Here is a 25187-nt window from a genome sequence, read left to right on the forward strand (position 1 = left end):
CGCGATGACGCTCGAGGTTGCGATCACCCAGCTTCCCCACGCTGCCGGCCTGGAGTTGCCGGCCTACGAATCCGATCTCGCGGCCGGGCTCGATTTGCGCGCCGCCGTGACCGATCCGGTGGTGCTCGAGCCGGGCGCCCGGGCGCTGATTCCCACCGGCCTGGCCCTGGCCCTGCCGGCCGGTTTCGAGGCGCAAGTGCGGCCGCGCTCGGGCCTGGCATTGAAAAACGGCGTCACCGTGCTCAATAGCCCCGGCACCATCGATGCCGACTATCGCGGCGAGGTCGGCGTAGTGCTGGCCAATTTCGGCGATCAGGCCTTCAGCGTGACGCGCGGCGACCGCATCGCCCAGCTCGTGGTGGCGCCGGTGACTCGCGTGGTTTGGCGGTCGCAGGACGACCTGGTGGCCAGCGACCGTGGCGCCGGCGGATTTGGCTCGACCGGAGGCGGCTGGTGATCCGGCTTTCCAAGCGCATGGTGCACGCCCTCGAGGCGGTGGTCGACATCGCCTACAACGCCGGTCCCCATCCCGTGCAATCGCGCGACATCACGGCGCGCCAGCACATTCCCCAGCGTTACCTGGAGCAAGTCATGCAGCGCCTGGTGCGGGCCGGCGTGCTCAAGGGCGTGCGCGGTCCCAAGGGCGGCTACCGGCTGGCCCGCGAGCGCCGCCGCATCACGGTGGGCGAGGTGGCCCGGGTGATCTACGAGCTCGAGGCGGCCGACGATCCCATCACGGGGGCAGAGGGCTCGGAGCTGGCCCAACAGGTGGTGCGGCCGGTGTGGCATGAGTTGCGCCAGGATTTGATGAGCCGGCTCGACACCATCACCATCGAGGATCTCTGCCGCCAGGCCCATCAGTTGGGCATCGAAAGCGACGCCCGCCGGCGCGCCGATTTCGCCATCTGAGGCACCTACATGCCAAAATCAAAAAGCCCGCAAGCGGGCGGCGCCATTTACGCCAACATCTCGGAGACCGTCGGCCGCACCCCGCTGGTGCGTCTCGAGCGCCTGGCCTTTGATGCCGGCTGCGGCGCCGACATCGTGGCCAAGCTCGAATTCTTCAATCCCCTGGGCTCCGTCAAGGATCGCATCGGGGTGGCCATGATAGAGGCCCTCGAGGCGGCCGGCCGGCTCGGCCCGGAGACCGTGCTGGTCGAACCGACTTCGGGCAACACCGGCATCGCCTTGGCCTTCGTCTGCACCGCCAAGGGCTACCGTTTGATTCTGACCATGCCCGAAACCATGTCCGCGGAAAGGCGCAAGATGCTGCGCATCCTGGGCGCCGAGATCGAGCTCACCCCGGCCGAACGCGGCATGTCCGGTGCCATCGCCCGGGCCGAGGAGCTGATCGCTGCGCTGCCCGACGCGGTCATGCCGCAGCAGTTCGAGAACCCGGCCAATCCCGACGTCCACCGCCGCACCACGGCCGAGGAGATCTGGCACGACACGGCCGGCCAGGTCGATGCCGTGGTGCTGGGCGTCGGCACCGGCGGCACGCTCACCGGCGTCGGTGGTGTGCTCAAGCAACGCCGGCCCGGGCTCAGGATGATCGCCGTCGAGCCCGAGGATAGCCCGGTGCTGTCGGGCGGGCCGCCGGGACCGCACGCCATCCAGGGCATCGGCGCCGGTTTCGTGCCCCAGGTGCTGGACACCGGGTTGATCGACGAGATCGTCACCATCGCCAACGAAACCGCCTTCGAGACGGCCCGCCGGGTGGCCCGGCTCGAGGGTCTGCCGGTGGGTATTTCTTCCGGGGCAGCATTGGCCGCGGCACTTGAGGTCGGTGTCCGGCCCGAGATGGCGGGCCGGATGCTGGTGGTGATCGTGCCCTCGTTTGCCGAGCGCTACGTCACCACGGCGCTTTTCGACGAGCTCTGAGCGAACATGGATTTCTCCGAAGAACAGATCGAGCGCTATGCCCGCCACATCGTGCTGCGCGAGGTGGGCGGCATCGGCCAGGCAAAACTGCTGCAATCGAGCGTGCTGCTGGTCGGTGCCGGCGGGCTGGGCTCGCCGCTCTTGATGTACCTGGCCGCCGCCGGTGTGGGCCGCATCGGCATCGTCGACGACGACACCGTCAGCGCTTCCAACCTGCAGCGCCAGATCGCCCACACGCTGGACCGTTTGGGCCAGCCCAAGACCGAAAGCGCGCAACGCACCGCGGCGGCGCTAAACCCGGACGTCGTGGTCGAGACCCACACCACCCGGCTGGCGGCCGAGAACGCCCTTGAGCTGATCGCCGCTTACGACCTGGTGGCCGACGGCAGCGACAATTTCGCCACCCGCTTCCTGGTCGCCGACGCCTGCCACCTGGCGGGACGCAGCCTGGTTTCAGCCTCGATCCTGCGTTTCGACGGTCAGCTTTCGACCTTCCGCTCGCACCTGGGTGGCGACAATCCCTGCTACCGCTGCCTCTACCCCGAGGCGCCGCCGCCGGGCCTGGTGCCGAGCTGTGCCGAGGGTGGCGTGCTGGGCGCCCTGGCCGGGGCCATGGGATCCTTGCAGGCCACCGAGGTGATCAAGGAGATCCTCGGTGTGGGCGACAGCCTGGCCGGCTGGCTGGTGATCTACGAGGCGCTCGGCACCACCTGGCGCAAGGTGCGCGTCCGCCCCGACCCCAACTGCCGGCTCTGCGGCCCCGAGGCCAGTATTACCGATCTTTCGCAGCACCGGGGCGGCGACGAAGACGCCCAGCGAAACCTATGATACCGAATCCGAATGATTAATTCGGGTGCGGTATCAAGCCGCCATTGAGGCGGCGGCCAAGTGCGCGGACGCGCACGCCCGGTGAGGGAGCAAAAAAAACCATACGAAATCCGAATTAATCATTCGGATTTCGTATGACGTCATAGTTTTTCTAGGTTTTCGATCGTTTGTCCGGGCTACGTGTACTGCCCCGGCAGCACGCGGTCCGGCGGCACGTGGCCGTCGGCGAAGGTCTTGATGTTGATGATCACCTTCTCGCCCATCTCGACGCGGCTTTCCAGGGTGGCCGATGCCATGTGGGGCAAGAGCACGACGTTGTCGAGCTGCATCAGTTTGGGGTTCACCGCGGGCTCGTGTTCGAAGACGTCGAGCCCGGCCCCGGCCAGGCGGCCGGCGCGCAACAGGCGCGTCAGGGCGTTTTCGTCGATGACCTCGCCGCGCGAGGTGTTGACCAGGTAGGCGTGCGGCTGCACCAGCTCGAGGCGCCGGGGCGACAGCAGGTGGTAGGTGGCGGGCGTGTGCGGGCAGTTGACCGAGATGATGTCCATGCGCGCCACCATCTGGTCGAGGCTCTCCCAGTAGGTGGCTTCGAGCTCGGAGGCGATCTCGGGATGCACCTGGTTGCGGTTGTGGTAGTGGATCGAGAGGCCGAAACCCCGGGCCCGGCGGGCCACGGCCTGGCCGATGCGGCCCATGCCGATGATGCCCAGCCGCTTGCCGCCGACGCGGTGGCCCAGCATCGAGGTCGGCGACCAGCCCCGCCAGTCGCCCGAGCGCATCAGCCGCTCGCCCTCGGCCAGGCGCCGCGCCACGGCCAGGATCAGGGCCATGGTCATGTCGGCCGTGTCCTCGGTGAGCACGCCCGGCGTGTTGGTTACCGTGATGCCGCGCTCGCGGGCCGAGGCCAGGTCGATGTGGTCGACGCCGTTGCCGAAATTGGCGATCAGCCGCAGACCGGCGTTGCTCTGCGAGAGCACCCGGGCGTCGATGCGGTCGGTCACCGTGGGCACCAGCACGTCGGCGGTCTTGACCGCCTCGACCAATTGCTCGGAGCTCAGGGGCACGTCTTCGACGTTCAGCCGCACCTCGAAGAGTTCCATCATGCGGGTCTCTATGACGTCGGGCAGCTTGCGCGTGACGATGGCCAGGGGTTTGTTGCTGCTCATCAGGCTCTCCGGGCGGCGCCCCGTGGCGCGGGTCGATGGTGCGGCCGGCGCCGGCACCTGGGATCACCCCTGTCTAGCAAATACCGCTGCGGGTGACAAATCGCCCGCCGCCACGCCGCCCGCCCTTGACCATGGCCCATACCGGCGGCATAGAAGGGGTATGCTACGTCTGCTCCGGCTGGCCCCCCCCGGCTGCTCCATCGGCGCCCCCAACGGCGCCTTCTTCGGCGCCCTGTTGATGGCGCTGGCAAGCCTGCCGCTGGCTGCCCTGGCGGCCGGCGAGAGCGGGCTCAAGGTGCCGCGCTTCGTTTCCTTGCGCGCCGATCCGGTCAATGTCCGGGCCGGCCCCGGCGTGCGCTTTCCCATCGCCTGGATATTCGTGCAAAACGACCTGCCGGTCGAGGTGGTGGCCGAATACGAATTCTGGCGCCGCATCCGCGACCTCGACGGGGCCGAGGGCTGGGTCCACAAAAGCCTGATCAGCGGCGACCGCTGGGCCATCGTGACGGGCAAGAAACCGCGTCCCTTGCGCCGCCGGCCCAAGGCCAAGGCAGCGCCGGTGATGCGCGCCGAGGCCGGCGTGCTGGGGCGCTTGCTGCGCTGCAACGGCCAGTGGTGCCAGTTGCGCATCGCCGGCCGCAAGGGCTGGATCCGCCAGGCCTTCGTCTGGGGCGCCTACCCCGGCGAAACCGTGGACTGACGCTACGGGCTTTTCTTGGTGTCAGCCGTAGCGGTGCAGCGCCGTGCCGTGCTGCGAGAGCCAATCCCGCGGTGACTGGCTGTCGAGCACCAATTGCTCGACCAGATCCCAGAACCGGGCGCCGTGGTTGAGCTCGAGCAAGTGCGCCACCTCGTGGGCGACGACGTAATCGAAAACCGCCTCCGGCGCCAGGATCAGGCGCCAAGAGAACGAGAGCCCGCCCTGGGCCGAGCAACTGCCCCAGCGGGTGCGGGGGTCGCGGATGGTCAGGCGCTGGAAGCCGGCATCGATGCGCCCGGCCGCCGCCTCGACGCGGTCGAGCGCTTCGCGGCGGGCCGAGAGCTTGAGCCAGTCGCCGAGCCGTCGCCCGAGGTGGGCGAGCCCGCCACTGACGCAAATGTTGCCGGCTTCGAGCCAGACCGGGGCGGGCCGCTGGCCCAGCCGGGTCTCGGGCCGATGGCAGACGACGTGGGGCCGGCCGAGATAGGGGATCGTGGCGCCGGCGGCGAACGGTACCTGTTCGGGCAAGGCCGCCAGGCGGTCGGCCAGCCAGGCGCCATGCTCGGCCGCGAAGGCCAGGCCGCGGCGGCGCGAGATGCCACGCGGCAGTACCAGCTCGGCGCCGCGCCGGGGATCGATCTTCAGCGCCATGCGCCGGGCCCGGGCGCTGGGGCGTACGCGGATGGCGTAGTGCTGCCCGCCGTGCGTTATGACCGCCGGATCGTCTCGGCTCATGCCACCTCTGCCGGGCGCTCGAACGATCCCAGTCCGGTCTCGGTCAGGGCCTCTTCGAGATCGTTGCCGGCCTCGGCCGCCAACGCCGTCAAGGGCGGTCGCAGGCGGCGCCAGGCGGCATCGCCCGTGTGCCGCGCCCAGACGTCTTTCAGGGCGCCGATCAGGGGATAGCGGTCGAAGACCTCGCGGATGGCGGTGAGGTCTTGCTGGCGCCTCCGGGCGCCCTCTTCCCGCCAGGCAGCAAAGACCATCTGGCAGTGACGGCTGGTGGCGTTGGCGGTGGCCGAGATGCAGCCCACGCCGCCGGCCTCGAGCACCGGCTGCAGGTAGCGCTCGGTGCCGGCATAGACGGCGAAGCCGGGGAATTTTTCGCACATGGCCTGCATGTTGCCGAGATCGCCCGAGGAATCCTTGATGCCGGCAATGGCCTCGCCGTGGCTGGTGCGCAGCATGGCGATCAGCTCGTGGCCCAGCGGCACGTCGCTCATCTTGGGAAAATGGTAGAGGCAGACGCGCATCTCGGGCTCGCCCACGGCATCGATGACGCGGGCGAAGGCGGCATGCAGGCCCTCGTCGCTGGCGCCTTTGTAGTAAAAGGGCGGCAGCATCAGGATATTTCGAAAGCCGTGGTCGATGGCGGCCCGGCTCAGCGCGATGGTGTCGGGAAGGGCGCAGCAGCCGGTGCCGATGAGCAGCTTGCCGGCCGGCAGCCCGGCCTTGGCCACGGCCTCGATCAGGGCCAGGCGTTCGTCCAGGCTGAAGGAATTGGCTTCCCCCGTGGTGCCCAGCACGGCCAGGCCGTCGCAGCCATTGGCCAGCAGCCAGCGGTAGTGGTCGAGGGTTGCCGTGATGTCGACGTTGAGCTCGCTGTCGAGGCGGGTGAGGGCGGCGGCAAAGACGCCGCGGGGCAGATCGGTATTCATCGCGGTACTCCCATCAGATCCGCCGGGGGGCGCTGCGTTTCATTCCGGCCAGATTACCACGTGATCCTCGAGGGCGCCCGCCCGGCGTTCCGAGATCACGCGGCCACGCACCGAAATGCCGGCCCGGTGCACGCTTTCGCCATCGCCCGCGACCAGCGGGTGCCAGTCGGGCAGCGGGCGGCCCTCGGACATCAGGCGGTAGGCGCAACTCGACGGCAACCAGCCCAGGTTCTCGACCAGGCCCGGCTCCAGGCTGACGCAGTCCGCCACCAGGCGCCGGCGCTCGGCATAATTCGTGCAGCGGCAGCTTTGCAAATCCAGCAGTCGGCAGGCCACCTCGGTGTAGGCGATCTCGCCGCTCTCGATGTCCTCGAGCTTGTTGAGGCAGCATTTGGCGCAGCCGTCGCAGAGCGCTTCCCATTCCTCGCCGCTCATTTCGTCGAGGCGCTTTTGGCGCCAGAAGGGCCGCTCGCTCACGTGCCCTCGTGACGGCGCATGAAGCGCGCGATGCGGGGCGCGATGTGGCGCCGCCAGCGGCGCCCGTTGAAGACGCCGTAGTGGCCCACGCCGGGCTCTTCGTGGTGGCGCCGCTGGCGCTTCGTGAGGCCGGTACAGAGCTTGTGCGCCGCCCGCGTCTGACCCAGGCCGGAGATGTCGTCTCGCTCGCCCTCGACAGTCATCAAGGCGGTGGCGCTGATGGCGGCGGGCTCGATCGGCTGGCCCCGCCAGGTCATGGTGCCGCGCGCCAGCGCCTGGTCCTGAAACACCGTCTTGACGGTCTGGAGGTAATATTCCGCCGGCAGGTCCATGACGGCGAGGTATTCGTCGTAGAAGCGCCGATGCGCCTCGGCGCCGTCGCCGTCGCCTTCGATGAGGTGGTGGAAAAGTCGCATGTGGGCGCCCAGGTGGCGCTCCAGATTCATGGTCATGAAGCCGCTGAGCTGCAGAAAGCCGGGATAGACGCGGCGCCCGAAGCCGGGGTAGATCAGCGGCACCCGGGTGATGACGTGACGTTCGAACCAGGCCAGCGAGCGCCTCTGGGCCAGCTTGTTGACCTCGGTCGGGCTCTCGCGGGTATCGATGGGGCCGCCCATCAGGGTCAGTGTGCGCGGCGCCGCCTGGTCGCCGGCCGCCGCCAGCAGCGCCGTCGCCGCCAGCACCGGCACCGAGGGCTGGCAGACGGCGATGACGTGCGTAGGCGGACCCAGGAGCCGCAAAAAGTCGATCACCGTGTCGATGTAGTCGTCGAGGTCGAAGCGGCCGGCCGCCGGCGCCACGTCGCGGGCGTCGCGCCAGTCGGTGATGTGGACGTCGTGGTCGGGCAACAGCGCCGCCACGGTATCGCGCAGCAGCGTCGCGAAATGGCCCGACATGGGCGCCACGATAAGCACCCGCGGGTCTTGGCCCTGCGGGTCTTGGCCCTGTGGGTCTTGGCCCTTGCCTTCGCGGCAAAAGCGCAAGAGGCGGCAAAAGGTGGTCTCGGCGACCACGCTCTCGCGCACTGCCAAGCGCTCGCCCTCGGAGAACGTCTCGCTCAGCCCGAAGTCCGGTTTGCTGCGCCTGCGCGTGGTGCGGTCGAAGACCTCGCAGGCCGCCGCCAGGGTCCGGCCGCTCCGGGTATAAGCCAGCGGGTTGAAGGGGTTCAGAAAGAATTGCTGGCTGGCCTGGGCGGCAAAGCGTAGCGGCTCGAGGGCCGCGTGGTGAAGCTCATGGGCGTGGTAAAGCATACAAAATCCCCTTCTCGATCAAACCAAGCGCCGTCTGCGGACGCCGTCATGCTAGCACTATATTTTGTGTCCGAGGAAGGTATGCGACACAAATTAGTGATTGTTCCGCAGGCGAAATGATAATGTTAGAGTGCCTGGCGCAGTCTCTCGGCCAGGCGCTTGGGCGGCGTGGCGCTGGGGAAATGAGCCAGATAGCGGCCCTTGCGATCCATCAGGTAGACGATGGCGGTGTGGTCCATGCTGTAGTCGTCAGCGTCGGCCTCGGCGCCGTTGTTTTGTACTTTGACGTAGTAGATGCGATAGGACCGGGCGGCGGCGGCGACCTCGTCTGGGCTGCCGCTGAGCGCCCGTAGCGCCGGGTGGAAGTTGGCCGCATAGTCCTTCATCTGGGCCACCGTATCGCGGGCCGGATCGACGCTGATGAAGATCGGCACGATTTCCGCCGCCGCCGGCCCCAGCGCCTCGAGCGCCGTGGTGATGGTCTGCAGTTCGGTGGGGCAGACATCGGGGCAATAGGTGTAGCCGAAATAGACCAGCATCAGCTTGCCCCGGAAGTCGGCCTCGCGCACCCGGGCGCCGAACTGATCGGTCAGGCTGAAGGGGCCGCCGATGACGGTGTTTTGGCGTTCGCCAAACGACGGCAGCGGTTGGTCGAAAAACAGCCAACGTCCCGCCGCCCCCAGGCCGACGCCGAGGAGCACGGCCAGCACGATGCTGACAAGGCGCCGAAGCGACGGTCGTCTTGGGCTTGGGCCAGGGGTTGGGACGGACATTGTTGGCTCCATTCTTACCCTGCCGGGCGGCGCCGGAGCAAACGGCCAAGATTGACGCCCGGCCGGCTTCTACCCATGCTGGCGCCATGGCGGACATCGAGCCACGGTTCGACTTTGCCGCCCTGGCCGGCGGGCCCGAGCCCATGGTGTTGCTGCTGCTGGTGCTGCTGGCCGATGCCGTGCTCGGCAATCCGGCCATTCTGCGGCGCTGGCTGCCGCATCCGGCGCTGCTGCTGGCGGTCACGGCGAGCGGCCTCGAGCGCCGCCTCAACCGCGGTGGCCGCAGCCCCGTCAAACGCCTGGTGCGCGGCGTCCTGGCCCTCGTTTTGGTGCTGGCGCTGGCGCTCGGGGCGAGCTGGCTGGTGCTTCTCGCCAGCGCCGTGCTGCCCTTTGGCTGGCTCATCGAGTTCCTCTTCCTGGCTTCGCTGATTGCCCAGCGCGGACCGCTGGACGAAGCCCGGCTGCTGCTGCGGGCGCTCGAAGGCGGCGGTCTCGAGGCGGGGCGGCAGGCGGCGGCCGAGATCGCCGGCCCGGCGGCGCAGAACATGGACCAGCCGGCCCTGGTTCGGGCCGCCGTCAGCCACCTGGCCGAGCGCCTGCTCGACGGCCTGGTGGCGGCGCTGTTTTGGCTCATCCTGCTCGGCCTGCCGGGACTGGCCGCCTACCAGGCCATCAACATCGCCGGCCGGCTCTGGGATGACCGCAATCCCGAACGCCGCGATTTCGGCCTGGCGGCCAGCCGCCTCGACGACGTGGTGGGCTATCTGCCGGGCCGCCTGGCCGGCCTGCTGGTGGTGCTGGCCGCGGTCTTCGTGCCCTCGACCAGCCCCGGCGCGGCGCTGCGGGTGATGGGCCGCGATGCGCTGCGCCACCGCTCGCTCAGCCTGGCCTGGGTGGTGGCGGCCATGGCCGGCGCGCTGGGGCTGGCGCTGACCGAAGCCCGGGTTGCCCGCGGCCCCCAGGGCCGCGCGGCCCCCGCCGCCGAGCGCCAGGGCGCGGCGCCGAGCATTTGGCTGGGCCAACGCGAGGGCCGTGCCCTGGCCGGCACGGCCGACATCATGCGGGCGATTTACCTCTACGCCGTGGCGGCCCTGATCAGCTTCGCCCTCGTCACCATGGTGGCCATGGTGCAGCTCTCGCTCTAGCCGCCGGCCGCCTTGGCCAGGGCGGCCCGCAGGGCTGCCGCATCGCGCTTCGAGACGGCGCGCTTGAGAATGATGTCCTGGGGCGTCACGGCCTTGCCGTAGTAGGCCTTGTTGGCGTCGGCGTCGGGCTGGATCACGGCGCCCTCGACGGAGGCGCCGGCGAAAAGGCCCTTGTTGCGCGAGTAGGAATAAACGTCGTCGCGCAGGTTGGTGGTGGTCGCCGTCTCGCGGCCCACGCCCTGGGGCCCGGCGGCGGCGCTCAACTCGGCGCCCAGCTTGACCCGGTTGTGCAGCACCGCATCGAGGGCGCGCTCGGTCATCATCAGCAGTACCACCTCGGAGGACTGGGCGCCGATCTGCAGGCCGATGCTGCCGGCACCCAGGTTGAAGAAGGCCGGTGCCGACCAGCCCCGCTGGCCGCGGGCGAGCAGCACGCCGGAGCCGCCGGCGCCGCCCAGGATGAACCCGGCCTTGAGCATTTGCGGCACTACCAGCACAGCCTTTGCCCGCTTGAGCAAGGCCCGCATGGGCGCCATCTTGGCATCACCGGCAAAACTTTCGACGGTGATGCGGGCGCGGTCGACCAGGGCCTGTTGGTCGTCGGCCAGGGCCGCCGGCGCGGCCAGCCCCATGGTCAGCACGATGAGCGCGGCCAGGGCTGAGCGGCTGCCGATTGATCTGGTCATGGTTTTGCTTCCTCTCCCTTGCAGGATTGAACGTCGGCCCAGCTTAGCAGACCTTTAACCCGCATTTCTCACCGGGTCACGGCCTGCGTCGCTCCCAGGTGATGTGATCCGCTAGGAAAAGACCGAAGCGCGTAGTGGTACTACGCGCTTCGGTCTTTGACAACGCGGGCGCGCGCACAGGGACACTGCGGAGCGACCCTGCGGGCGCCGCTGTCGCACCGACAGGGTGTGTCACGCTGCTTGCCCGATGTCCCACATCGCGCGGCGCAGCGTTCCTACCCTTTCGGCGCGACAGCGACGCGCAGGCCATGACCCGGTGAGAAATGCGGGTTAAGCCCGTTGCCGCGAACGAAATAGTCAACCCGCCCGGCTGTTGCTGAAGGCCAGCCGCCAGTCGCCGCCCAGGCCCTCGCCCGGCATGTGGTCGAGGCGGGTGGTACCCAGGTTCTCGACGGCGATCGAGAGCGCCCTGTCGGGCTCCATGTTCATGGCGTAGGCGATGGCGGCGCGGATGGTGCCGCCGTGGATGACGGCGACGATGCTGCGCCCGCGAAAGCGCTCGGTGTGGCGCTCCAGCGCCAGGCCCACGCGCTCGATGACGTCGAGGAAGCTCTCGCCGCCGGGCGGCCGGTGGCCGGCCGGGGCCAGCCAGTAGCGGTGCCACTGGCCGGCGGCGGCGATCTTGGCCAGATCCATGGCCAGGTCGTCGTAGCGCTTCATCTCCCATTCGCCGTAGCGCTGTTCGGCCAGGTCGGGCTCGATCAGGCGCTGGTCCTGGTTGACCCCGGCGGCGGCGATGGCGTCGGCGGTCTGCTGGGTGCGTTTGAGGCCGCTGGTCAGCCACACGGCTGCGTCGGGCAACCAGCCGGGAAAGGCCGCGAACATGGTCTCGTCGGAGACGTCGGCGGCCACGTCGGAGCCGCCGTAGAAAAGATCCTGGGCCCCCACCACCGGGGCATGCCGGATCAGCCACCACCGTGTACGTTCATTCATCCGTTGTTACCTCGAGTCCTGTCGATCTCATTCGCCGATCTGGTGCAACAGCCCGTGTTTGCGGGCCGAGCGGAAGAAGCCCAAGAAGATGCTCACGCCGAGGCCGAGATAGATGACGTTGAGGCCGATGGCCTTGAGCATCAGCTCGGGCAGGAAGCGGCCCTCGACCAGGATCGCCCGCATGCCCTCGAAGACATGGCTGGCCGGCAGCAGCGCCGACACGGTCTGCAGCCATTCGGGCAGCACCGCCACCGGGTAATAGATGGCGCAAACTGGCGCTATGGCGAAGATCAGGGCCCAGGCCAGGCTCTCGGCGCCCAAGCCCCAGCGCAGCACGATGCCCGAGACCGCCAGACCGAAAGCCCAGCCCATGACAACCAGATTGAGGAAAAAGCCGACCAGTGCGAAGCCCAGCGAATAGACCGAGAAGCCGAAAAAGGCGATGGCCAGCAAGGTGGCGGGAAGGGCGCCGATGACGGTGCGGCAGAAGCTGGTGGCAAAGAGCGCCACCATCAGCTCGCTGGGCCTCAGCGGACTGACGAAGAGGTGGCCCAGGTTGCGCGACCACATCTCCTCGAAGAACGACAATGAGACGCCCAACTGGCTGCGAAAGAGAATGTCCCAGAGCAGCACGGCGCTGATCAGCACGCCCAGGGCCTGGGCCACGTAGTTCGAGCTCTGGGCCAGGAACTGGGTGAGGAAACCCCACAGGATCATCTGTACCGTGGGCCAGTAGGCCAGTTCCAAAAGCCGGGGCCAGGAGCTGCGGATGAGGTAGGTGTAGCGCAGCACCATGGCAAAAACGCGCTGGGCCGAGAAAATATCGGCCGGAGCCCGCGGCCCGGTGCCCACCTGGTCCCTCATGCCTCCACCTCAAGCGCCGCGCCACGGCCGCGGGCGACGTCGAGAAACACTTCCTCGAGGGTGGGCCGGCCGTAGCGTCCCAGCAGCTCGGCCGGCGGGCCGCGGTCGACCAGGCGGCCGGCCCGCAGCATCAGCACGTCGTCGCACAGCCGCTCGACCTCGTTCATGTTGTGCGACGCCAGCAGCACGGAGGCACCGCTCCGGTGCTGGTAGTCGGCCAGGGTGCCGCGCACCCAGTCGCCGACGTCGGGATCGAGCGACACCGTGGGCTCGTCGAGCAACAACAGCTCGGGCTCGTTGATCAGGGCCTTGGCCAGGGCCACCCGGGTGCGCTGGCCGGCCGAGAGCGTGCCGAAGGGGCGGTCGACGAAGGCGCCCAGGTCGAACATCTCGGTCATTTCGCCGAGCCGGCGGTCGATGGCCCGGAGACCATAGAGGTGGGCATAGATGCGCAGGTTCTGGCGCACTGTAAGGCGGTGCGGCAGGTCGACGTAGGGCGAGGAGAAGTTGAGCCGCGGCAGCACCCGGTGGCGCCGGCGCAGCATGTTCTCGCCCAGCACCTCGACGCGGCCGGAGCTGGGCAACAGCAGCCCCAGCAAGATGGCGATGGTGGTGGTCTTGCCGGCGCCGTTGCCGCCCAGCAGCGCCGTGGTCTGGCCGCGGGCGATTTGGAAGTCGAGGCCGTCGACGGCGACCACGTCTCCGTAGTGCTTACAGAGGCCTTCGACAATGATGGCGGGCTCGGGCATGGCGCCAATATGGGGCCAAAGCGGCGCTGCCGCCAGGGTGAGAAATGCGAGCTGGTTGCCCTATGTGTGCTATGTTGGCGCCCCAGGGACCGGGCGGCGGCCAACCGCCACTGATGGCAAGACATGTTGAGTTCGGCGATCGATCTTTCCGACAAGAGCGGCGCGGCGCCGCTGGTGCAGCCGCTGGGCACCGGCCGGGTACGCCTTTATACCCTGGTGATGGTGCGCTGGTTCGCCGTCTTGGGCCAGCTCAGCGCCGTGTTCTTCGTGCACTCCGGCCTGGGCTTTCCCCTGCCGCTGGAATTGGCGCTGGCCACCATCACGGCATCGGTGGTGCTCAACGTCGTGGTCTCGCAGCGCTATCCGGTGGCGACCCGGCTCAGCGACCGCGAGGCGGCGCTGTTTCTGGCCTACGACATCGTGCAATTGGCCGTGCTGCTGAGTTTGACCGGCGGATTGACCAACCCCTTCGCACTTTTGTTTCTCGTCTCGGTGACCATTTCGGCCACCATCCTCAGCCTGATATCGACTATTCGGCTCGTTCTCTTGGCCACCGCCTGCCTGTCGCTGGTCGCCGTTTTCCACCAGCCGCTGCCCTGGAGCCAGCCGCCACCGGTATTTTCGGCCACCTACGTCGCCGGCGTCTGGTGTTCGCTGGTGACAGGCATGATCTTCATCACGGTCTATGCCTGGCGCGTGGCCGAGGAGGCGCGGCGCATGTCGGACGCCCTGGCGGAAGCCCACATGGCGCTGTCGCGCGAGCAGCAGCTGTCGGCGCTGGGCGGCTTGGCGGCGGCGGCGGCGCACGAGCTGGGCACGCCGCTGGGCACCATTACGCTGGTGGCCAAGGAACTGGCCCTGGAGCTCGAGCAGGAAAGCCCGCTGACCGACGACGTCGAGCTCATCCTGAGCCAGGCCGAACGCTGTCGTGACATCCTCAACCAGCTGTCGCGGCGCCCGGCCCAGGAGCGACCGGGACCGTTCGCCGTGTTGCCGGTGGCGGCGCTCTTGGACGAGGTGGCCGAGAAGTATCGCCGCGACGGCATCACCATCTCCCTCGACACCGGCCTGTCGGACGAACAGCCGCTGATCCGCAGGGTGCCGGAAATCGTTCACGGCCTGGGCTATCTGATCGAAAATGCCGCCGACTTTGCCCGTCTTGAAGTACGCGTCGGCGTCGCCATTGACGCCGACGACCTGACCATCTCGGTGGTCGACGATGGCCCCGGCATCGCCGGCAGCATGCTTAGCGCGCTTGGCGAGCCCTACGTCTCGAGCCGGCCCTCGAGCGGCATGGGGCTGGGCGTCTTTATCGCCAAGACGCTGCTGGAACGGACCGGCGCCCGGGTGGAATTTGCTAACCGGCGTGGCGGCGGCGCCAAGATTGACATAACATGGCCGCGAAAACTGTTGGATGAGATGCAGTCACTCGAATTGGCCGGATTATGAACAAGAGCGGGAAGCCCGAACAAAACGGCGAGGATCCTGGCGGGATCGAAGCCGGCGAAGAAGGCAGCCTGCTTATCGTCGACGACGATGAGCCCTTTCGAGCCCGCCTGAGCCGGGCCATGGAAAGCCGGGGCTTTGACGTCAGCGCGGCCAGTGGCATCAGCGATGCCGTGGATCTGGCGAGGCGCGCCCGGCCGGCCTTCGCCGTGGTCGACCTCAAGCTGCTGGACGGCTCGGGCCTCGATATCGTGCCCGAGCTGCGTGAGATCCGTGCCGATATGCGCATCATCATCCTCACCGGCTACGGCAACATCGCCACCGCGGTGGCGGCGGTGAAGCAGGGCGCCGTCGACTACCTGGCCAAGCCGGCCGATGCCGACGCCATCGTTGCCGCCCTGATGGCCGGCGATGACGAACGGCCGCCGCCGCCGGAGCGGCCGATGTCGGCCGACCGGGTGCGCTGGGAGCACATTCAGCGGGTCTTCGAAATGTGCGACCGCAACGTCTCGGAAACCGCCCGGCGCCTCAACATGCACCGGCGCACCCTGCAGCGCATCCTGGCCAAGCACTCGCCGCGCGAATGACCGGCGCCGCCAGCCTGCCCCCCAGCCCGTCCCCCAGACTGCCCACCGGGCACCGGGTCTTTGCCGTGGGCGACATCCACGGCCGGGTCGATCTCTTGCGCACCCTCCATAGCCGCATCCGCCGCGAGCTCGAGACCAAGCCTTCGGGCCGCAACCTCATCGTCTATCTCGGCGACTACATCGACCGCGGCGGCCACAGCCGGGAGGTCGTCGATTGTCTGCTCGACGATGGCGTGGCCGGCGCCGAGGCGGTGCATCTGATGGGCAATCACGAGGAGTTCCTGCTCACCTTCCTCGACGCTCCGGAAGACAACTCGGTCTGGCTCTTCAACGGCGGCGACGCCACGCTGGGCAACTACGGCGTCGATGTCAGCGATCCCACCCTGCAGGCCGACGGCTTGACCTGGTTGCGCGACGAACTGGTGCGGCACCTGCCCCCCAGGCACCTCGATTTCTTCCGCCGCCTGACCTACTGGCACAGCGAGGGCGATTTCTTTTTCGTCCATGCCGGCCTGCGCCCCGGCGTGGCGCTGGAGGAACAGAGCCGGCACGACATGCTGTGGATCCGCCACGAGTTCCTCGAATCGACGGCCGACTTCGGCAAGATCGTGGTGCACGGCCACTCGCCGCTGAACGAGGTTTGCCAGCGGCCCAACCGCATCGGCATCGATACCGGGGCCTATTCCACTGACGTGCTTACGGCCATCGTGCTCGAGGGCAGCGAGCGGCACTTCATCCAGACCGGGGCGCAATCCGGGATCGCGGCCTGAAGGGCAGGCCGCTGCCGGCGTCTGGCGGCCACAAAAGCCGTGTCGCAAGCCGGACTTTAGGCTAAAAGAGTTCGCGATATGGTCGATCCCGCAACCATCGCCACACGCCTCGAGGGCTTGGCCGGGGTGCGCGTGTTGGTGGTCGGTGACGTCATGCTCGACCAATACGTCTCGGGTTCCGTCGAGCGGGTGTCGCCAGAGGCACCGATCCCGGTGCTGCGCATCGAACACCAACAGAGCGCGCTGGGCGGTGCCGGCAACGTCGCCCGCAACGTCGCCGCGCTGGGCGGCCGGGCCAGCCTGCTGGCCAGCGTCGGCGACGACGAGGCCGGCCGCCGGGTGGGGGCGCTGCTGGCGGCCGAGCCAAACATCGAACCGGCCTTGATCGAAGTGGCGGGCCGCCCGACCACGGTCAAGACCCGCTACCTGGCGGCTGGCCAACAGCTCCTGCGCAGCGACCTCGACGCCCCCGGCGAGCTGCCCGAAGCGAGCCGCCAGGCCCTGGCCGAGGCGGCCACCCGGATCCTCGCGGACAGCGATATCGTGGTGCTTTCCGATTATGCCAAGGGCACGCTGGGCGCGGCGTTCTTGGGCGATCTGATCGCCGCCGCCGGGGCTGCCGGCAAGGAGGTCGTCGCCGATCCCAAGAGCGCCGACTTCAGCCGCTACGCCGGCGTCACGCTGCTCACCCCCAACCGGGCAGAACTCGAGCTGGCCGGCGGCCGCGCCATCACCGACGACGCCAGCGCCGAGGCCGCGGCCCGGGCCGTGGCGAACCAACACGGCCTGGCCGCCGTGCTGCTGACCCGTGGCGCCCAGGGCATGACCCTGGTCGATCTGCGCCAAGATGGCGAAGGCGTGGTGCATTTGCCGGTCCAAGTCCGCGAAGTGTTCGACGTCTCAGGCGCCGGCGATACCGTGGTGGCGACCATGGCCCTGGCCCGCGGCGCCGGTTGCCGGCTGGGCGAGGCGGCCGAATTGGCCAATCTGACGGCCGGCATCGTGGTCGGCAAGGTGGGCACCGCGGCGGTCTATCCGGGCGAGGTGATGGCTGCCGCGGAGGGCGCCTGGGGCGCCGGCCAACGGCCCGAAGCCAAGGTGCTGGAGTTGGCCCCGGCGCTGGAGGTGGTGGAACGCTGGCGCCGCCAGGGCGAACGCCTGGTCTTCACCAACGGCTGCTTCGACCTGCCGCACCCGGGCCACGTTGCGCTTCTGGAGCGCGCCCGGGCGGCCGGCGACCGCCTGGTGGTGGGCCTCAACGGCGATGCCTCGGTGACCCGGCTCAAGGGTGCCGGCCGGCCGATCCAGGGCGAGGCGGCCCGGGCCACGGTGCTGGCCTCGTTCGCCGCCGTCGACCTGGTGGTGATCTTCGCCGCCGATACGCCGCGCCAGCTGATCGAAGCCTTGCGTCCGGACCTCTTGGTCAAAGGCGCCGATTACAGCCTCGATCAGGTGGTGGGGGCGGACATCGTGGCCGGCTATGGCGGCCAAGTGATGCTGGTCGAGCTCGAGCCCGGCCACAGCACCAGCCAAACCATCGCCCGTCTGGCGGCGGAGGGAGAAGACTGAGGTGATCGTGGTGACCGGCGCCGCCGGCTTCATCGGCTCCAACATCGTGGCCGCCCTGGAAGCCCGGGGCGAGAGCGATATCGTGGCCTGCGACCGCCTGGGCGGCGACGAGAGCTGGCGCAACCTGGCCAAGCGCGAACTGGTCGACATCGTGGCGCCGGAAAAGCTCTTCGGCTTTCTCAAACGCCTTGGCTCCGAGGTCTCCACTATCTTTCACATGGGGGCGGTGTCGTCGACCACCACCAGCGACGCCGCCCACACCATCGAGAACAACCTGCACTTTCCCCTCAGGCTGTGGCAGTGGTGCGCCGACAACCAGGTGCGCCTGATCTATGCCTCCTCGGCCGCGACCTACGGCGATGGCAGCCAGGGCTTCGACGACGACGGCTCGGTGGCCGGCCTGGCGGCGCTTAAGCCGCTCAATCTCTATGGCTGGAGCAAGCACCTCTTCGACCGCCGCGTGGCGCGCCTGGTGAGCCAGCGCCGGCCGGCACCGGCGCAGTGGGTGGGGCTCAAGTTCTTCAACGTCTACGGTCCCAACGAATACCACAAGGGCGAGATGCAAAGCCTGGTCTCCAAGACCCACCAGCGCCTGGCCGCCGGCCGGCCGGCCTACCTTTTCCGTTCGCACCACGCGGACTATGCCGACGGCGGCCAGTTGCGCGACTTCGTTTCGGTCGACGATTGCCTCGACGTGATGATGTGGCTCTATGACCAGCCGGCGGTCAACGGCCTCTTCAACCTGGGCACGGGCCAGGCCCGCAGCTTCCAGGATCTCGTTCTGGCCGTCTTCAAGGCGCTGGACCGCGAGCCCGAGATCGAATGGGGCGACACGCCCGAGAGCATCCGCGACAAGTACCAGTACTTCACCGAGGCCCGCATGGAGCGCCTGCGCGCCGCCGGCTACCAACGTCCCTTCCGCACCCTGGAAGCCGGCGTCGGCGCTTACGTCAAGGATTTCCTGGAACAGCCGGACCCCTATCGCTAGGAATTTTCGTCCTGTTGGCGCTGCAGGCGCTCGGCGGCGGCGCGGGCGAAGCGCAGCGTCAGGGCCCGGCGGCGGTTGGCGTTGAGCCGGCGCCGGGGTGCCGGGCGGGCGACATCGGCGCCAAAGCGGTCGGCGATCATCAGTCCGTGTTCCGCGGGCAATTCGGCGCGGGGGAAATCGGCCGCCACGGCAAAGTAAAAAAAATCGCAGTAATCAAGGTATTCCGGCCATTTGCGGTCGGCCCGCAAGTCGCCCAGGCTGGCCTTGATCTCGGCCACGGCGACCGTGCCGCGGCGGTCGATGGCGGCCACGTCGACGCGCCGGCCGTTGCCCAGGGGAAACTCGACCAGCGGCGCGAATCCCCTGTCGAGGAAGGCCCGGCAGACGCCGCGGGCCAAGTCCCGGGCCTCCGGGCCGTCGGCCTTTTCCGCCTTGCCGTCGTGCTCACCCATGGTTGCCACTCCCCCGCCATTGTAGCCGAGTGCCACCAGCTTGCGATAACATGGCGTTCTCGGCAAAGGGAGTAAGACCATGGCGAAGGAACGTCGGTGGGGACGTGAAGGGGCGTTGCTGGGTTTGGGGTTGCTGCTGCTGCCGGCCGGCGCCGGCGCCGGCGAGCCGGTGGCCATCGTCGAGGACATCCAGGCGGCCGGTAGCAAGGTCCAGTTCATGGATTATCTGGAACTGGGCCAGGTCGTCGAGTTGGGGGCGGGCGGCCAGCTTGTGCTGGGTTATTTGCGATCCTGTCAGCAGGAAAGCATCAGCGGCGGCCGGGTTACCGTGGGGCGTGAACAGAGCCAGGTCGAAGGCGGCCAGGTGGCACGCGAGTTGGTCGAGTGCGACGGCGGCAAGCCCAGGCTGGGCAGCGATACCAAGGGCAAGAGCGGTGTCATGGTGTTTCGGGCGCCGCCCAAGAAAAGCGCCGCCGCCCGCCATGAGCTCAAGCTGACGATCTATGGTGCCAGCCCCATTTTCGTGGTCGGCAATGGCGCCTCCGGCAGCCTCACCGTCGAACGCCTCGACCGTCCCGGCGAGCCCCTGGAGCTGGAGCTCGAGGCCGGCCGCGTCGACTTGGTCGAGGCCGACGAGGAACTGGCGCCGGGCGGCATCTACCGCGCCAGCGGCGGCAAAGGGACAATCGTCTTCCGGGTCGACCGCTACGCCCGGCCAGGTGCCGAGCCGCTGCTTTCGCGTCTGGTGCAGTTCTAGCTGCCGCGGTCCAGGGAAGCGGTCGCCAGTATGCGGGCCCGGGACGCACTAGCGGCGCTGGTCATCGCGTTGGCCGTATCCCTGCTGCCACTGCTGCCGCAGGCCGAGCGCCTGGAAGGATTATCGCTGGACGCCCTGACCTGGCTCCGCCACCAGGCCTTCGCGCCACGCCACGCCCCGGCCCAGTCACCGACCGTGGTCATCGCCATCGACGAGGCGACCTACCGGGCCCAGCCCTTCCAGGGCGTGCCCAAGGTCTTCTGGACCCGCGAGATCGGCCAGGTTCTCGATGCCGTGGTCGAGGCCGGCGCCAAGGTGGTCGGCTTCGACGTCATCTACCCGACCTCGGTCGAACGCTATATCCGCGGCTTCGACCGCGACTTTCTGCTGGCGCTGAGGCGGGCGGCGGGCGATGGCAAGGTGGTGCTGGGCAAGGTGCAGCACAGCGAACAACCGATCGCCCCCACGCCGGCCAGAGTTTCGCGGTGCGCCACGGCCGTAACATCCGGGCGCTCAACCTGGTCGAGGACCCGGACGGCGTGATCCGCCGTATCCCCTTGTTCCTGACGGCCGAGGGGACGGCCGGCCAGAGCCGCCAGGAACCCTCGATGGCGCTGGAACTGGCGGCGCGGGCCCTCGACGTGCAGCCGGAATCTATCGGCAACGGGGCCGGCGGCGGCCTGGCCCTGGCGGGATACCGAATTCCCGGCTCGGCCGGCAACGCCATGGCCATCGATTTCGACACCCAGCCCGGGGCGCTGCCGACGTATTCCTTTGCCGACCTGCAGGCCTGCGCGGCGGCCGGCGACGGCGACTATTTCGCCCGCCACTTCGCCGGCAAGGTGGTGCTGCTGGGCGGCGTGCTCGACGTCGAGGATCGCAAGCTGACGACCATGCGCTACGCCACTTCGGCCGACGGCGCGGCGCCGCCGCCGGCCTGCCGCGAGGCCGGCACGCCGGCCCCACCAGGCTTCGCCCGCGACACCATTGCCGGCGTCTACATCCACGCCCAGGCCGTCAACAACCTGCTGCGCGGCGAGGCCTTGGCCGAGCTGGGGCCGTTGGCCTATTGGCTCTGGTCGCTACCGCTGACGCTGCTGGCGGCGTTGTTGACCATGCTGCTCAGGCCGTTGCCGGCGGGTTCGCTGCTGCTGTTGGCTGGGATCGGCTGGACGGCGCTCGCGACTTTCGCCTTCCAAAGCGGCGCCGTGCTGCCGCTGTTTGATCCGCTGCTCTCGGGCGGGCTTTCCTGCGCCGCGCTGCTGGGCTACCGCTTCGCCGTCAGCGACCGCGACCGGCGCCTGCTGCGGCGTTCCTTCGCGCTCTACCTGGCGCCGGCCGTGATCGACCGCATGGTGGACGGCCAGCGCCTGCCCGAGCTGGGCGGCGAGACCCGCCAGCTCAGCGTCTGGTTCTCCGACATCGAGAAGTTCTCGGGTCTTTCCGAGGGCTTGGCGCCGGCCGAACTGGTGCGATTTCTCAATGTCTACCTTTCGGCATGAGCGACATCGTCGAGGCCCACGGCGGCTTCGTCGACAAATACATCGGCGATGCCATCGTCGCCGTCTTCGGGGCGCCGCACGAGGATCCCGATCATGCCCTCAATGCGGTGCGCTCGGCGCTGGCCTGCCGCCAGCGGCTGGGCGCCATGCAGGCCGAGCTGGGCCTGCCCAACGGAAGCACGCTGAACGCGCGAATCGGTATCAATACGGGCCAGATTCTGGTCGGCAACATCGGCTCGCACCGGCGCTTCAACTACACCGTCATGGGCGACGCGGTGAACCTGGCCTCGCGCCTCGAGGGCGTCAACAAGGCCTACGGCAGCCAGATCATCGCCAGCGGCGAGACCGTGGCGGCCTGCGGCGACGCCATCGTCTTCCGCGAGCTCGACAGCGTCCAGGTGGTGGGCCGCGAGAGCCCGGTGGCGATCTTCGAGGCGCTGGCCGCTGCCGCCGACTGCCCGGCCCAGAGCCGCAGCCTGGCAACCGCCTACGGGGCTGCCCTGGCGGCCTATCGCCAACGCCGCTTCGCCCAAGCCGAGGCGGCCTTCGAGGACCTGGCCCAGGCCGGCGACGTGGCCGCCCGCACCCTGGCCGGCCGGGCCCGGGCGCTGACCCTCGAGCCGCCGCCACCTGACTGGCGGGGCGTGACGGCGCTGGACAGCAAGTAGGGCCACGCTTGACCAAAGTCATGCGGGGTCGCAGGGCGCGTGTTAGCATCGGGCTGTTTTGACATCGGCGAGATCGTGGAATCAGGTTTGTGAATCCCCCTGGCCTTCATGACGGTGCGACCCGGGTGGGGCGTGAGATCGTTGATCGCGTCGCCGCCATTCCGCTGTTCTCCGGGCTCGAGGAGGCGGCGGTGGAGAGGCTGCTGCGGGGCTCGTCCGTCGAGACCATCGACCGCGACAGCGTGCTCTTTCGCCAGGGCGAGGCCGCTGACCGCTTCTATGTCGTGATCGACGGCCAGGTCGAGCTCTACGTCGAGGGCAACGAGGGCAACGATAGCGTGATCGACATTGCCGGCCCCGGCGCCAGCTTTGCCGAGGAGGCGATTTTCGACAGCGGCATCTTTACCGTCTGCGCCAAGGTCGTCGACCAGGCTCGCCTGGTGGTCGTCGAGGCCGACCCCTTCCTCGATCAGCTGCGCAACGATTTCGATCTGGTCACCGCCATCATGGCCCGCATGTCCCATCACCTGCGCACCCTGGTGCGCCAAATCAGCGAGCTCAAGCTCAAGACCACGGCCCAGCGCCTGGGCGGTTTTCTGCTCAGCCTCAGTGACGACGACAGCGGCCGGGCCACGGTGCGCCTGCCCTACGACAAGCGGCTGCTGGCCGGGCGTTTGGGCATGAAGCCGGAAAGCCTGTCGCGGGCCTTGAGCAAGTTGCGTGAAATCGACGTCCGCGACCGCGAAGGCACCATCACCATCGGCGATATCAGTCAGCTCAGGGCCTTCTGCCTCGAAGGCGATGCCGACCACGGGGTTTGAAACCCACCTTTTGCCTCGCTCGAAAGGGCCGGCGGCGCGAAACTCCTTGACGGCCGAACCCGAGGCTCGCTTGAATCGCTCCAGCAGACTTGGTTAGGGGCGGGAAAAGCTTTGCCGCAACGAAGCGTGAGGCGGCCTGGGTGGCATCAGGGATTCTCAGCGACGACGATTTTCTTCGACTGGCGCCGATCAGCATCTTTGCCGAACTGCCGCTGGAGGCGGTTCGCCGGCTGGTCGGCGGCGCCACGGCACGCGAATTCCCCCGCCATACGCTGCTCTTCAGCCAGGGCGATCCGGCCGACCGCTTCTACGTCATCCTGGGGGGCCGCGTGAAGCTCTTCGTCACCACCGAAGAGGGCGACGAGAACGTGGTCGAGGTGTTCGGCGCCGGAAACTCCTTCGGCGAAGCGGCGATGTTCGGCACCGGCAAGTTCCCGGTCAGCGCCGAGGTGGTGGAAAAGGCGCGTCTGGTTTCGCTGCCGGCCGAGCCCTTGATGGCTGAGCTCGATGCCGACAAATCGCTTTCCTTCATGATGTTGGCCGTCATGGCCCGGCGCCACCGGCGCTTCCAGAAGGAGATCTCCGATCTCAAGGTCAAGTCGCCGGGCCAGCGCCTGGGCAGCTTCATCATGTCTCTGGTCGAAATCGAAGGGCTCGGCCACCAGGGTCCCATCGCAGCCCGGTTGCCCTTCGACAAAGGCCTGATCGCGGCCCGTATCGGCATCAAGCCGGAAAGCCTGTCACGGGCCCTGGCCCGGTTGCGCGACATCGGCGTCGAATGCCTGGGCCGCGACGTCGAGATTGCCGACATCGGCCGCCTGCAAGCCTTCTGCGAGGAAGACGAAACCGCGTCTGGTTAGGGCGTTATTGGTTGATCCCGGCCACCCGCTCCCCTTCAGCAATCTCGAAAACCCGTCAGCCGGGGCGGCCGTCGGCCCGGGGGCGGGTCAGGATAGGCAGGTAAACCAGCAAAAAGATCAAAAAGCCAAGCGTCCACAGGAGGCCGGCGGCGGCGCTGCCGACGGGGCCGGCGGCGCTCGCCAGCAGGGGGTCGGCGAGGCGCGCCAGCACAGCCAGGTTGAGAGCCACGTAAGCCGCCGTGATGGCTGGCTTGACGACCAGCGGCCGCCCGGTGTGACCCAGCGCCACGCGCGACATCATGCCCAACGTGAAGCTGCCGACGGCACCCAGCGTCAGGGCGTGCAGCGCCACCGCCTGCGAGAGCCCCAGCCCCAGCCCGGCCAGGCCTTTGAGGGCCAGGCCGAGCACGATCCAGCCGTAGCCCAGGTGAAGGATCCACAGGATCGGGCTCGCCCGGGTCGCCAGCCCCCGCCAGCCGGCCAGGCGCAGCCCGTTGGCGAGCGCCGCCGCCAGGGCCAACAGGGCGGCCGCGGTCTCGGCGCCGGGCATGCTTCCGGGCAGGGCGTCAGCCACCAGCAGGGCCACCATCAGGCCGATGGACAGGCGGTCGAGCGTCGCTCGGTTGGGCATCGCCAGCTTCAGGGCGTTCTGCGTAAAGGCCGGCGTCACGCGACCGCCCACGATGATGACGAAGAGCACCACCAGTTCGATGGCGGCGTTGTTGGCTCGTGAGGCATCGAGCGAAACCAGTCCCAAGGCCTCGAGGTGGATGCCCAAGTTGGCCACCAGCAGCAGCGCCAACAGGACTACGAAGGCCGTGTTGGCGAACTTTCCGGCGCGCCAAAGCGGCGCCAGAATGCTCAGCGCCAGGGCCGGCACGAAAGCCAGGTCCAGCAGCGCCACCAGCCACCCCGGCAGCCAATCGGCGAAGCCCATGGCCAAGCGCCCGGCCAGCCACAGCGCCGCCAGCAGGGCCAGCGCCAGGCCGTGCAGCCGCTCCTCGCCGGTCCAGGCGGCAACCGAAGTGAGCAGGAAACCGGCGATCACCGCCAGGGCGTAGCCGAAGACCATTTCGTGGGCGTGCCAGCCGATCGGCCCGAGGTAGCCCGGTGCCTCGAGGAGGCCGAACAGGAAGGCCAGCCAGAGCGGCACCAAAAGCGTCGCCGAAAGGCCGGCGAGCGGGAAAAAGGTGCGAAAGCCATAGGCGAATATCATTGCGCTTCCCCGTGCCCTGCGCTCAGCTCCCGAGCCCGCCGGCTCGGAGACTCTTTGAAAATACATTGCTTCAGCGAGATAGGCGAAATTGCCGGCGACAGCGAAGAGGCAATCTAGCCCGCATTTCTCACCGGGTCATGGCCTGCGCGCCGCGGTGGCGCCGACTGTTTTGCACGGCTGCGCCGCGGGTTGTGGTACTGCGGGCACGCTGGGTGACACACCCGGTGGGGGCGACTGCGGCGCCCGAAGGGTCGCTCCCAGGCGCGCGCCCGCTACGGAAAAGGTCGAAGAGCGTAGTCCCACTACGCTCATCGACCTTTTCCTTCCGGATCGCATCACCTGGGGGCTTTGCTGCCCGTGACCCGGTGAGAAATGCGGGCT

At 68.5% G+C, this 25187-nt stretch carries 29 protein-coding genes; 17 read left to right on the top strand and 12 right to left on the bottom strand.

What is annotated here, in order from left to right:
* Positions 1-4: 4 nt before the first annotated feature.
* The 4 genes from dut to moeB are packed head-to-tail and all read left to right on the top strand — an operon-like array spanning position 5 to position 2709.
* A complete protein-coding gene (gene dut / locus QGG75_04670) occupies positions 5-457 on the top strand; it encodes a dUTP diphosphatase (protein MDP6066534.1) in 453 nt (150 codons plus the stop codon).
* On the top strand, positions 454-909 hold the full coding sequence (locus tag QGG75_04675) for an Rrf2 family transcriptional regulator (GenBank protein MDP6066535.1): 456 nt from the start codon (positions 454-456) through the stop codon (positions 907-909). The genes dut and QGG75_04675 overlap by 4 nt, the downstream gene beginning before the upstream one ends.
* 9 nt (positions 910-918) lie before the next feature.
* Positions 919-1881, top strand: coding sequence for a cysteine synthase A (cysK, locus tag QGG75_04680; GenBank protein MDP6066536.1), 963 nt, complete (start codon positions 919-921; stop codon positions 1879-1881).
* 6 nt (positions 1882-1887) lie between these two features.
* Complete coding sequence (gene moeB / locus QGG75_04685) at positions 1888-2709, top strand: molybdopterin-synthase adenylyltransferase MoeB (GenBank protein ID MDP6066537.1); 822 nt, start codon at positions 1888-1890, stop codon at positions 2707-2709.
* Positions 2710-2885: 176 nt separating this feature from the next.
* On the opposite strand, the gene QGG75_04690 is transcribed toward moeB, so the two are convergent.
* Positions 2886-3875 (bottom strand): D-glycerate dehydrogenase, encoded by a 990-nt coding sequence (locus tag QGG75_04690; protein MDP6066538.1) that lies wholly within the window; start codon positions 3873-3875, stop codon positions 2886-2888.
* Between the two features lie 160 nt (positions 3876-4035).
* On the opposite strand from QGG75_04690, the gene QGG75_04695 reads away from it, so the two are divergent.
* Positions 4036-4575 (top strand): SH3 domain-containing protein, encoded by a 540-nt coding sequence (locus tag QGG75_04695; protein MDP6066539.1) that lies wholly within the window; start codon positions 4036-4038, stop codon positions 4573-4575.
* 21 nt (positions 4576-4596) lie between these two features.
* Here QGG75_04695 and QGG75_04700 read toward each other — a convergent pair whose 3' ends face one another.
* The 5 genes from QGG75_04700 to QGG75_04720 all read right to left on the bottom strand — a co-directional run bounded on the left by QGG75_04700 (position 4597) and on the right by QGG75_04720 (position 8670).
* Positions 4597-5310 carry a SprT family zinc-dependent metalloprotease gene (locus tag QGG75_04700; protein ID MDP6066540.1) on the bottom strand — a complete coding sequence of 238 codons (714 nt, stop codon included), beginning with the start codon at positions 5308-5310 and terminating at the stop codon, positions 4597-4599.
* The gene (locus QGG75_04705) at positions 5307-6233 is read right to left on the bottom strand and encodes a dihydrodipicolinate synthase family protein (GenBank protein MDP6066541.1); all 927 of its coding nucleotides are present in this window, start codon (positions 6231-6233) and stop codon (positions 5307-5309) included. The genes QGG75_04700 and QGG75_04705 overlap by 4 nt, the downstream gene beginning before the upstream one ends.
* A 39-nt stretch (positions 6234-6272) precedes the next feature.
* Positions 6273-6710, bottom strand: a complete 438-nt coding sequence (locus QGG75_04710) for a YcgN family cysteine cluster protein (protein MDP6066542.1) — start codon at positions 6708-6710, stop codon at positions 6273-6275.
* Positions 6707-7960, bottom strand: a complete 1254-nt coding sequence (gene phaZ, locus QGG75_04715; GenBank protein ID MDP6066543.1) for a polyhydroxyalkanoate depolymerase — start codon at positions 7958-7960, stop codon at positions 6707-6709. The genes QGG75_04710 and phaZ overlap by 4 nt, the downstream gene beginning before the upstream one ends.
* A 125-nt stretch (positions 7961-8085) precedes the next feature.
* Positions 8086-8670, bottom strand: coding sequence for an SCO family protein (locus QGG75_04720; protein MDP6066544.1), 585 nt, complete (start codon positions 8668-8670; stop codon positions 8086-8088).
* 149 nt (positions 8671-8819) lie between these two features.
* On the opposite strand from QGG75_04720, the gene QGG75_04725 reads away from it, so the two are divergent.
* A complete protein-coding gene (locus QGG75_04725; GenBank protein ID MDP6066545.1) occupies positions 8820-9878 on the top strand; it encodes a cobalamin biosynthesis protein in 1059 nt (352 codons plus the stop codon).
* On the opposite strand, the gene QGG75_04730 is transcribed toward QGG75_04725, so the two are convergent.
* From QGG75_04730 to QGG75_04745, 4 genes are all read right to left on the bottom strand, one after another.
* Positions 9875-10564 carry a lipid-binding SYLF domain-containing protein gene (locus QGG75_04730; GenBank protein MDP6066546.1) on the bottom strand — a complete coding sequence of 230 codons (690 nt, stop codon included), beginning with the start codon at positions 10562-10564 and terminating at the stop codon, positions 9875-9877. The two genes, QGG75_04725 and QGG75_04730, sit on opposite strands and share 4 nt — an antisense overlap.
* A 357-nt stretch (positions 10565-10921) precedes the next feature.
* The gene (locus QGG75_04735) at positions 10922-11557 is read right to left on the bottom strand and encodes a histidine phosphatase family protein (GenBank protein MDP6066547.1); all 636 of its coding nucleotides are present in this window, start codon (positions 11555-11557) and stop codon (positions 10922-10924) included.
* 27 nt (positions 11558-11584) lie between these two features.
* A complete protein-coding gene (locus QGG75_04740; GenBank protein ID MDP6066548.1) occupies positions 11585-12421 on the bottom strand; it encodes an ABC transporter permease in 837 nt (278 codons plus the stop codon).
* On the bottom strand, positions 12418-13170 hold the full coding sequence (locus tag QGG75_04745; GenBank protein MDP6066549.1) for an ABC transporter ATP-binding protein: 753 nt from the start codon (positions 13168-13170) through the stop codon (positions 12418-12420). The genes QGG75_04740 and QGG75_04745 overlap by 4 nt, the downstream gene beginning before the upstream one ends.
* Before the next feature lie 123 nt (positions 13171-13293).
* Between QGG75_04745 and QGG75_04750 the strand changes: the two genes are divergently transcribed.
* The 5 genes from QGG75_04750 (at position 13294) to rfaD (ending at position 18530) form a co-directional block, all read left to right on the top strand.
* A complete protein-coding gene (locus tag QGG75_04750; GenBank protein MDP6066550.1) occupies positions 13294-14619 on the top strand; it encodes an ActS/PrrB/RegB family redox-sensitive histidine kinase in 1326 nt (441 codons plus the stop codon).
* Complete coding sequence (locus QGG75_04755; protein MDP6066551.1) at positions 14616-15203, top strand: ActR/PrrA/RegA family redox response regulator transcription factor; 588 nt, start codon at positions 14616-14618, stop codon at positions 15201-15203. Before QGG75_04750 ends, QGG75_04755 begins: the two co-directional genes overlap by 4 nt.
* Positions 15200-15973 (top strand): metallophosphoesterase, encoded by a 774-nt coding sequence (locus tag QGG75_04760; protein MDP6066552.1) that lies wholly within the window; start codon positions 15200-15202, stop codon positions 15971-15973. Before QGG75_04755 ends, QGG75_04760 begins: the two co-directional genes overlap by 4 nt.
* Positions 15974-16051: 78 nt before the next feature.
* Positions 16052-17542 (top strand): D-glycero-beta-D-manno-heptose 1-phosphate adenylyltransferase, encoded by a 1491-nt coding sequence (gene rfaE2, locus QGG75_04765; protein ID MDP6066553.1) that lies wholly within the window; start codon positions 16052-16054, stop codon positions 17540-17542.
* 1 nt (position 17543) lies between these two features.
* The gene (rfaD, locus tag QGG75_04770; GenBank protein ID MDP6066554.1) at positions 17544-18530 is read left to right on the top strand and encodes an ADP-glyceromanno-heptose 6-epimerase; all 987 of its coding nucleotides are present in this window, start codon (positions 17544-17546) and stop codon (positions 18528-18530) included.
* On the opposite strand, the gene QGG75_04775 is transcribed toward rfaD, so the two are convergent.
* Positions 18527-18982 (bottom strand): MmcB family DNA repair protein, encoded by a 456-nt coding sequence (locus QGG75_04775; protein MDP6066555.1) that lies wholly within the window; start codon positions 18980-18982, stop codon positions 18527-18529. The genes rfaD and QGG75_04775 overlap by 4 nt on opposite strands.
* A gap of 79 nt (positions 18983-19061) precedes the next feature.
* Between QGG75_04775 and QGG75_04780 the strand changes: the two genes are divergently transcribed.
* The 6 genes from QGG75_04780 (at position 19062) to QGG75_04805 (ending at position 23590) form a co-directional block, all read left to right on the top strand.
* Complete coding sequence (locus QGG75_04780; GenBank protein ID MDP6066556.1) at positions 19062-19739, top strand: hypothetical protein; 678 nt, start codon at positions 19062-19064, stop codon at positions 19737-19739.
* Positions 19740-19769: 30 nt separating this feature from the next.
* Positions 19770-20282 carry a CHASE2 domain-containing protein gene (locus QGG75_04785; GenBank protein MDP6066557.1) on the top strand — a complete coding sequence of 171 codons (513 nt, stop codon included), beginning with the start codon at positions 19770-19772 and terminating at the stop codon, positions 20280-20282.
* Positions 20225-21241, top strand: coding sequence for a CHASE2 domain-containing protein (locus QGG75_04790; protein MDP6066558.1), 1017 nt, complete (start codon positions 20225-20227; stop codon positions 21239-21241). The genes QGG75_04785 and QGG75_04790 overlap by 58 nt, the downstream gene beginning before the upstream one ends.
* Positions 21238-21909 (top strand): adenylate/guanylate cyclase domain-containing protein, encoded by a 672-nt coding sequence (locus QGG75_04795; protein MDP6066559.1) that lies wholly within the window; start codon positions 21238-21240, stop codon positions 21907-21909. The genes QGG75_04790 and QGG75_04795 overlap by 4 nt, the downstream gene beginning before the upstream one ends.
* Positions 21910-22034: 125 nt before the next feature.
* Positions 22035-22730: a cyclic nucleotide-binding domain-containing protein gene (locus QGG75_04800; GenBank protein MDP6066560.1), complete on the top strand. Its 696-nt coding sequence runs from the start codon at positions 22035-22037 to the stop codon at positions 22728-22730.
* A gap of 140 nt (positions 22731-22870) precedes the next feature.
* Complete coding sequence (locus tag QGG75_04805; protein ID MDP6066561.1) at positions 22871-23590, top strand: Crp/Fnr family transcriptional regulator; 720 nt, start codon at positions 22871-22873, stop codon at positions 23588-23590.
* A 55-nt stretch (positions 23591-23645) separates the two neighbouring features.
* Here the strand turns inward: QGG75_04805 and QGG75_04810 are convergent, their stop codons facing one another.
* Entirely contained in the window at positions 23646-24806 is a 1161-nt protein-coding gene (locus QGG75_04810) for an NnrS family protein (protein ID MDP6066562.1), read from the bottom strand.
* Positions 24807-25187 lie beyond the last annotated feature (381 nt).

Source organism: Alphaproteobacteria bacterium (genome assembly GCA_030740435.1).
Classification (GTDB): domain Bacteria; phylum Pseudomonadota; class Alphaproteobacteria; order UBA2966; family UBA2966.

Bases quoted from the DNA above. Each gene is read 5' to 3' on its own strand.
- QGG75_04730 (MDP6066546.1), bottom strand. From the start codon at position 10,564: ATGACCAGATCAATCGGCAGCCGCTCAGCCCTGGCCGCGCTCATCGTG.
- rfaE2 (MDP6066553.1), top strand. From the start codon at position 16,052: ATGGTCGATCCCGCAACCATCGCCACACGCCTCGAGGGCTTGGCCGGG.
- QGG75_04795 (MDP6066559.1), top strand. From the start codon at position 21,238: ATGAGCGACATCGTCGAGGCCCACGGCGGCTTCGTCGACAAATACATC.
- phaZ (MDP6066543.1), bottom strand. From the start codon at position 7,960: ATGCTTTACCACGCCCATGAGCTTCACCACGCGGCCCTCGAGCCGCTA.
- QGG75_04690 (MDP6066538.1), bottom strand. From the start codon at position 3,875: ATGAGCAGCAACAAACCCCTGGCCATCGTCACGCGCAAGCTGCCCGAC.
- QGG75_04755 (MDP6066551.1), top strand. From the start codon at position 14,616: ATGAACAAGAGCGGGAAGCCCGAACAAAACGGCGAGGATCCTGGCGGG.
- QGG75_04705 (MDP6066541.1), bottom strand. From the start codon at position 6,233: ATGAATACCGATCTGCCCCGCGGCGTCTTTGCCGCCGCCCTCACCCGC.
- QGG75_04735 (MDP6066547.1), bottom strand. From the start codon at position 11,557: ATGAATGAACGTACACGGTGGTGGCTGATCCGGCATGCCCCGGTGGTG.
- QGG75_04760 (MDP6066552.1), top strand. From the start codon at position 15,200: ATGACCGGCGCCGCCAGCCTGCCCCCCAGCCCGTCCCCCAGACTGCCC.
- dut (MDP6066534.1), top strand. From the start codon at position 5: ATGACGCTCGAGGTTGCGATCACCCAGCTTCCCCACGCTGCCGGCCTG.
- moeB (MDP6066537.1), top strand. From the start codon at position 1,888: ATGGATTTCTCCGAAGAACAGATCGAGCGCTATGCCCGCCACATCGTG.
- QGG75_04695 (MDP6066539.1), top strand. From the start codon at position 4,036: ATGCTACGTCTGCTCCGGCTGGCCCCCCCCGGCTGCTCCATCGGCGCC.
- QGG75_04780 (MDP6066556.1), top strand. From the start codon at position 19,062: ATGGCGAAGGAACGTCGGTGGGGACGTGAAGGGGCGTTGCTGGGTTTG.
- QGG75_04700 (MDP6066540.1), bottom strand. From the start codon at position 5,310: ATGAGCCGAGACGATCCGGCGGTCATAACGCACGGCGGGCAGCACTAC.
- QGG75_04740 (MDP6066548.1), bottom strand. From the start codon at position 12,421: ATGAGGGACCAGGTGGGCACCGGGCCGCGGGCTCCGGCCGATATTTTC.
- QGG75_04785 (MDP6066557.1), top strand. From the start codon at position 19,770: ATGCGGGCCCGGGACGCACTAGCGGCGCTGGTCATCGCGTTGGCCGTA.
- QGG75_04745 (MDP6066549.1), bottom strand. From the start codon at position 13,170: ATGCCCGAGCCCGCCATCATTGTCGAAGGCCTCTGTAAGCACTACGGA.
- QGG75_04725 (MDP6066545.1), top strand. From the start codon at position 8,820: ATGGCGGACATCGAGCCACGGTTCGACTTTGCCGCCCTGGCCGGCGGG.
- QGG75_04810 (MDP6066562.1), bottom strand. From the start codon at position 24,806: ATGATATTCGCCTATGGCTTTCGCACCTTTTTCCCGCTCGCCGGCCTT.
- QGG75_04750 (MDP6066550.1), top strand. From the start codon at position 13,294: ATGTTGAGTTCGGCGATCGATCTTTCCGACAAGAGCGGCGCGGCGCCG.
- QGG75_04775 (MDP6066555.1), bottom strand. From the start codon at position 18,982: ATGGGTGAGCACGACGGCAAGGCGGAAAAGGCCGACGGCCCGGAGGCC.
- cysK (MDP6066536.1), top strand. From the start codon at position 919: ATGCCAAAATCAAAAAGCCCGCAAGCGGGCGGCGCCATTTACGCCAAC.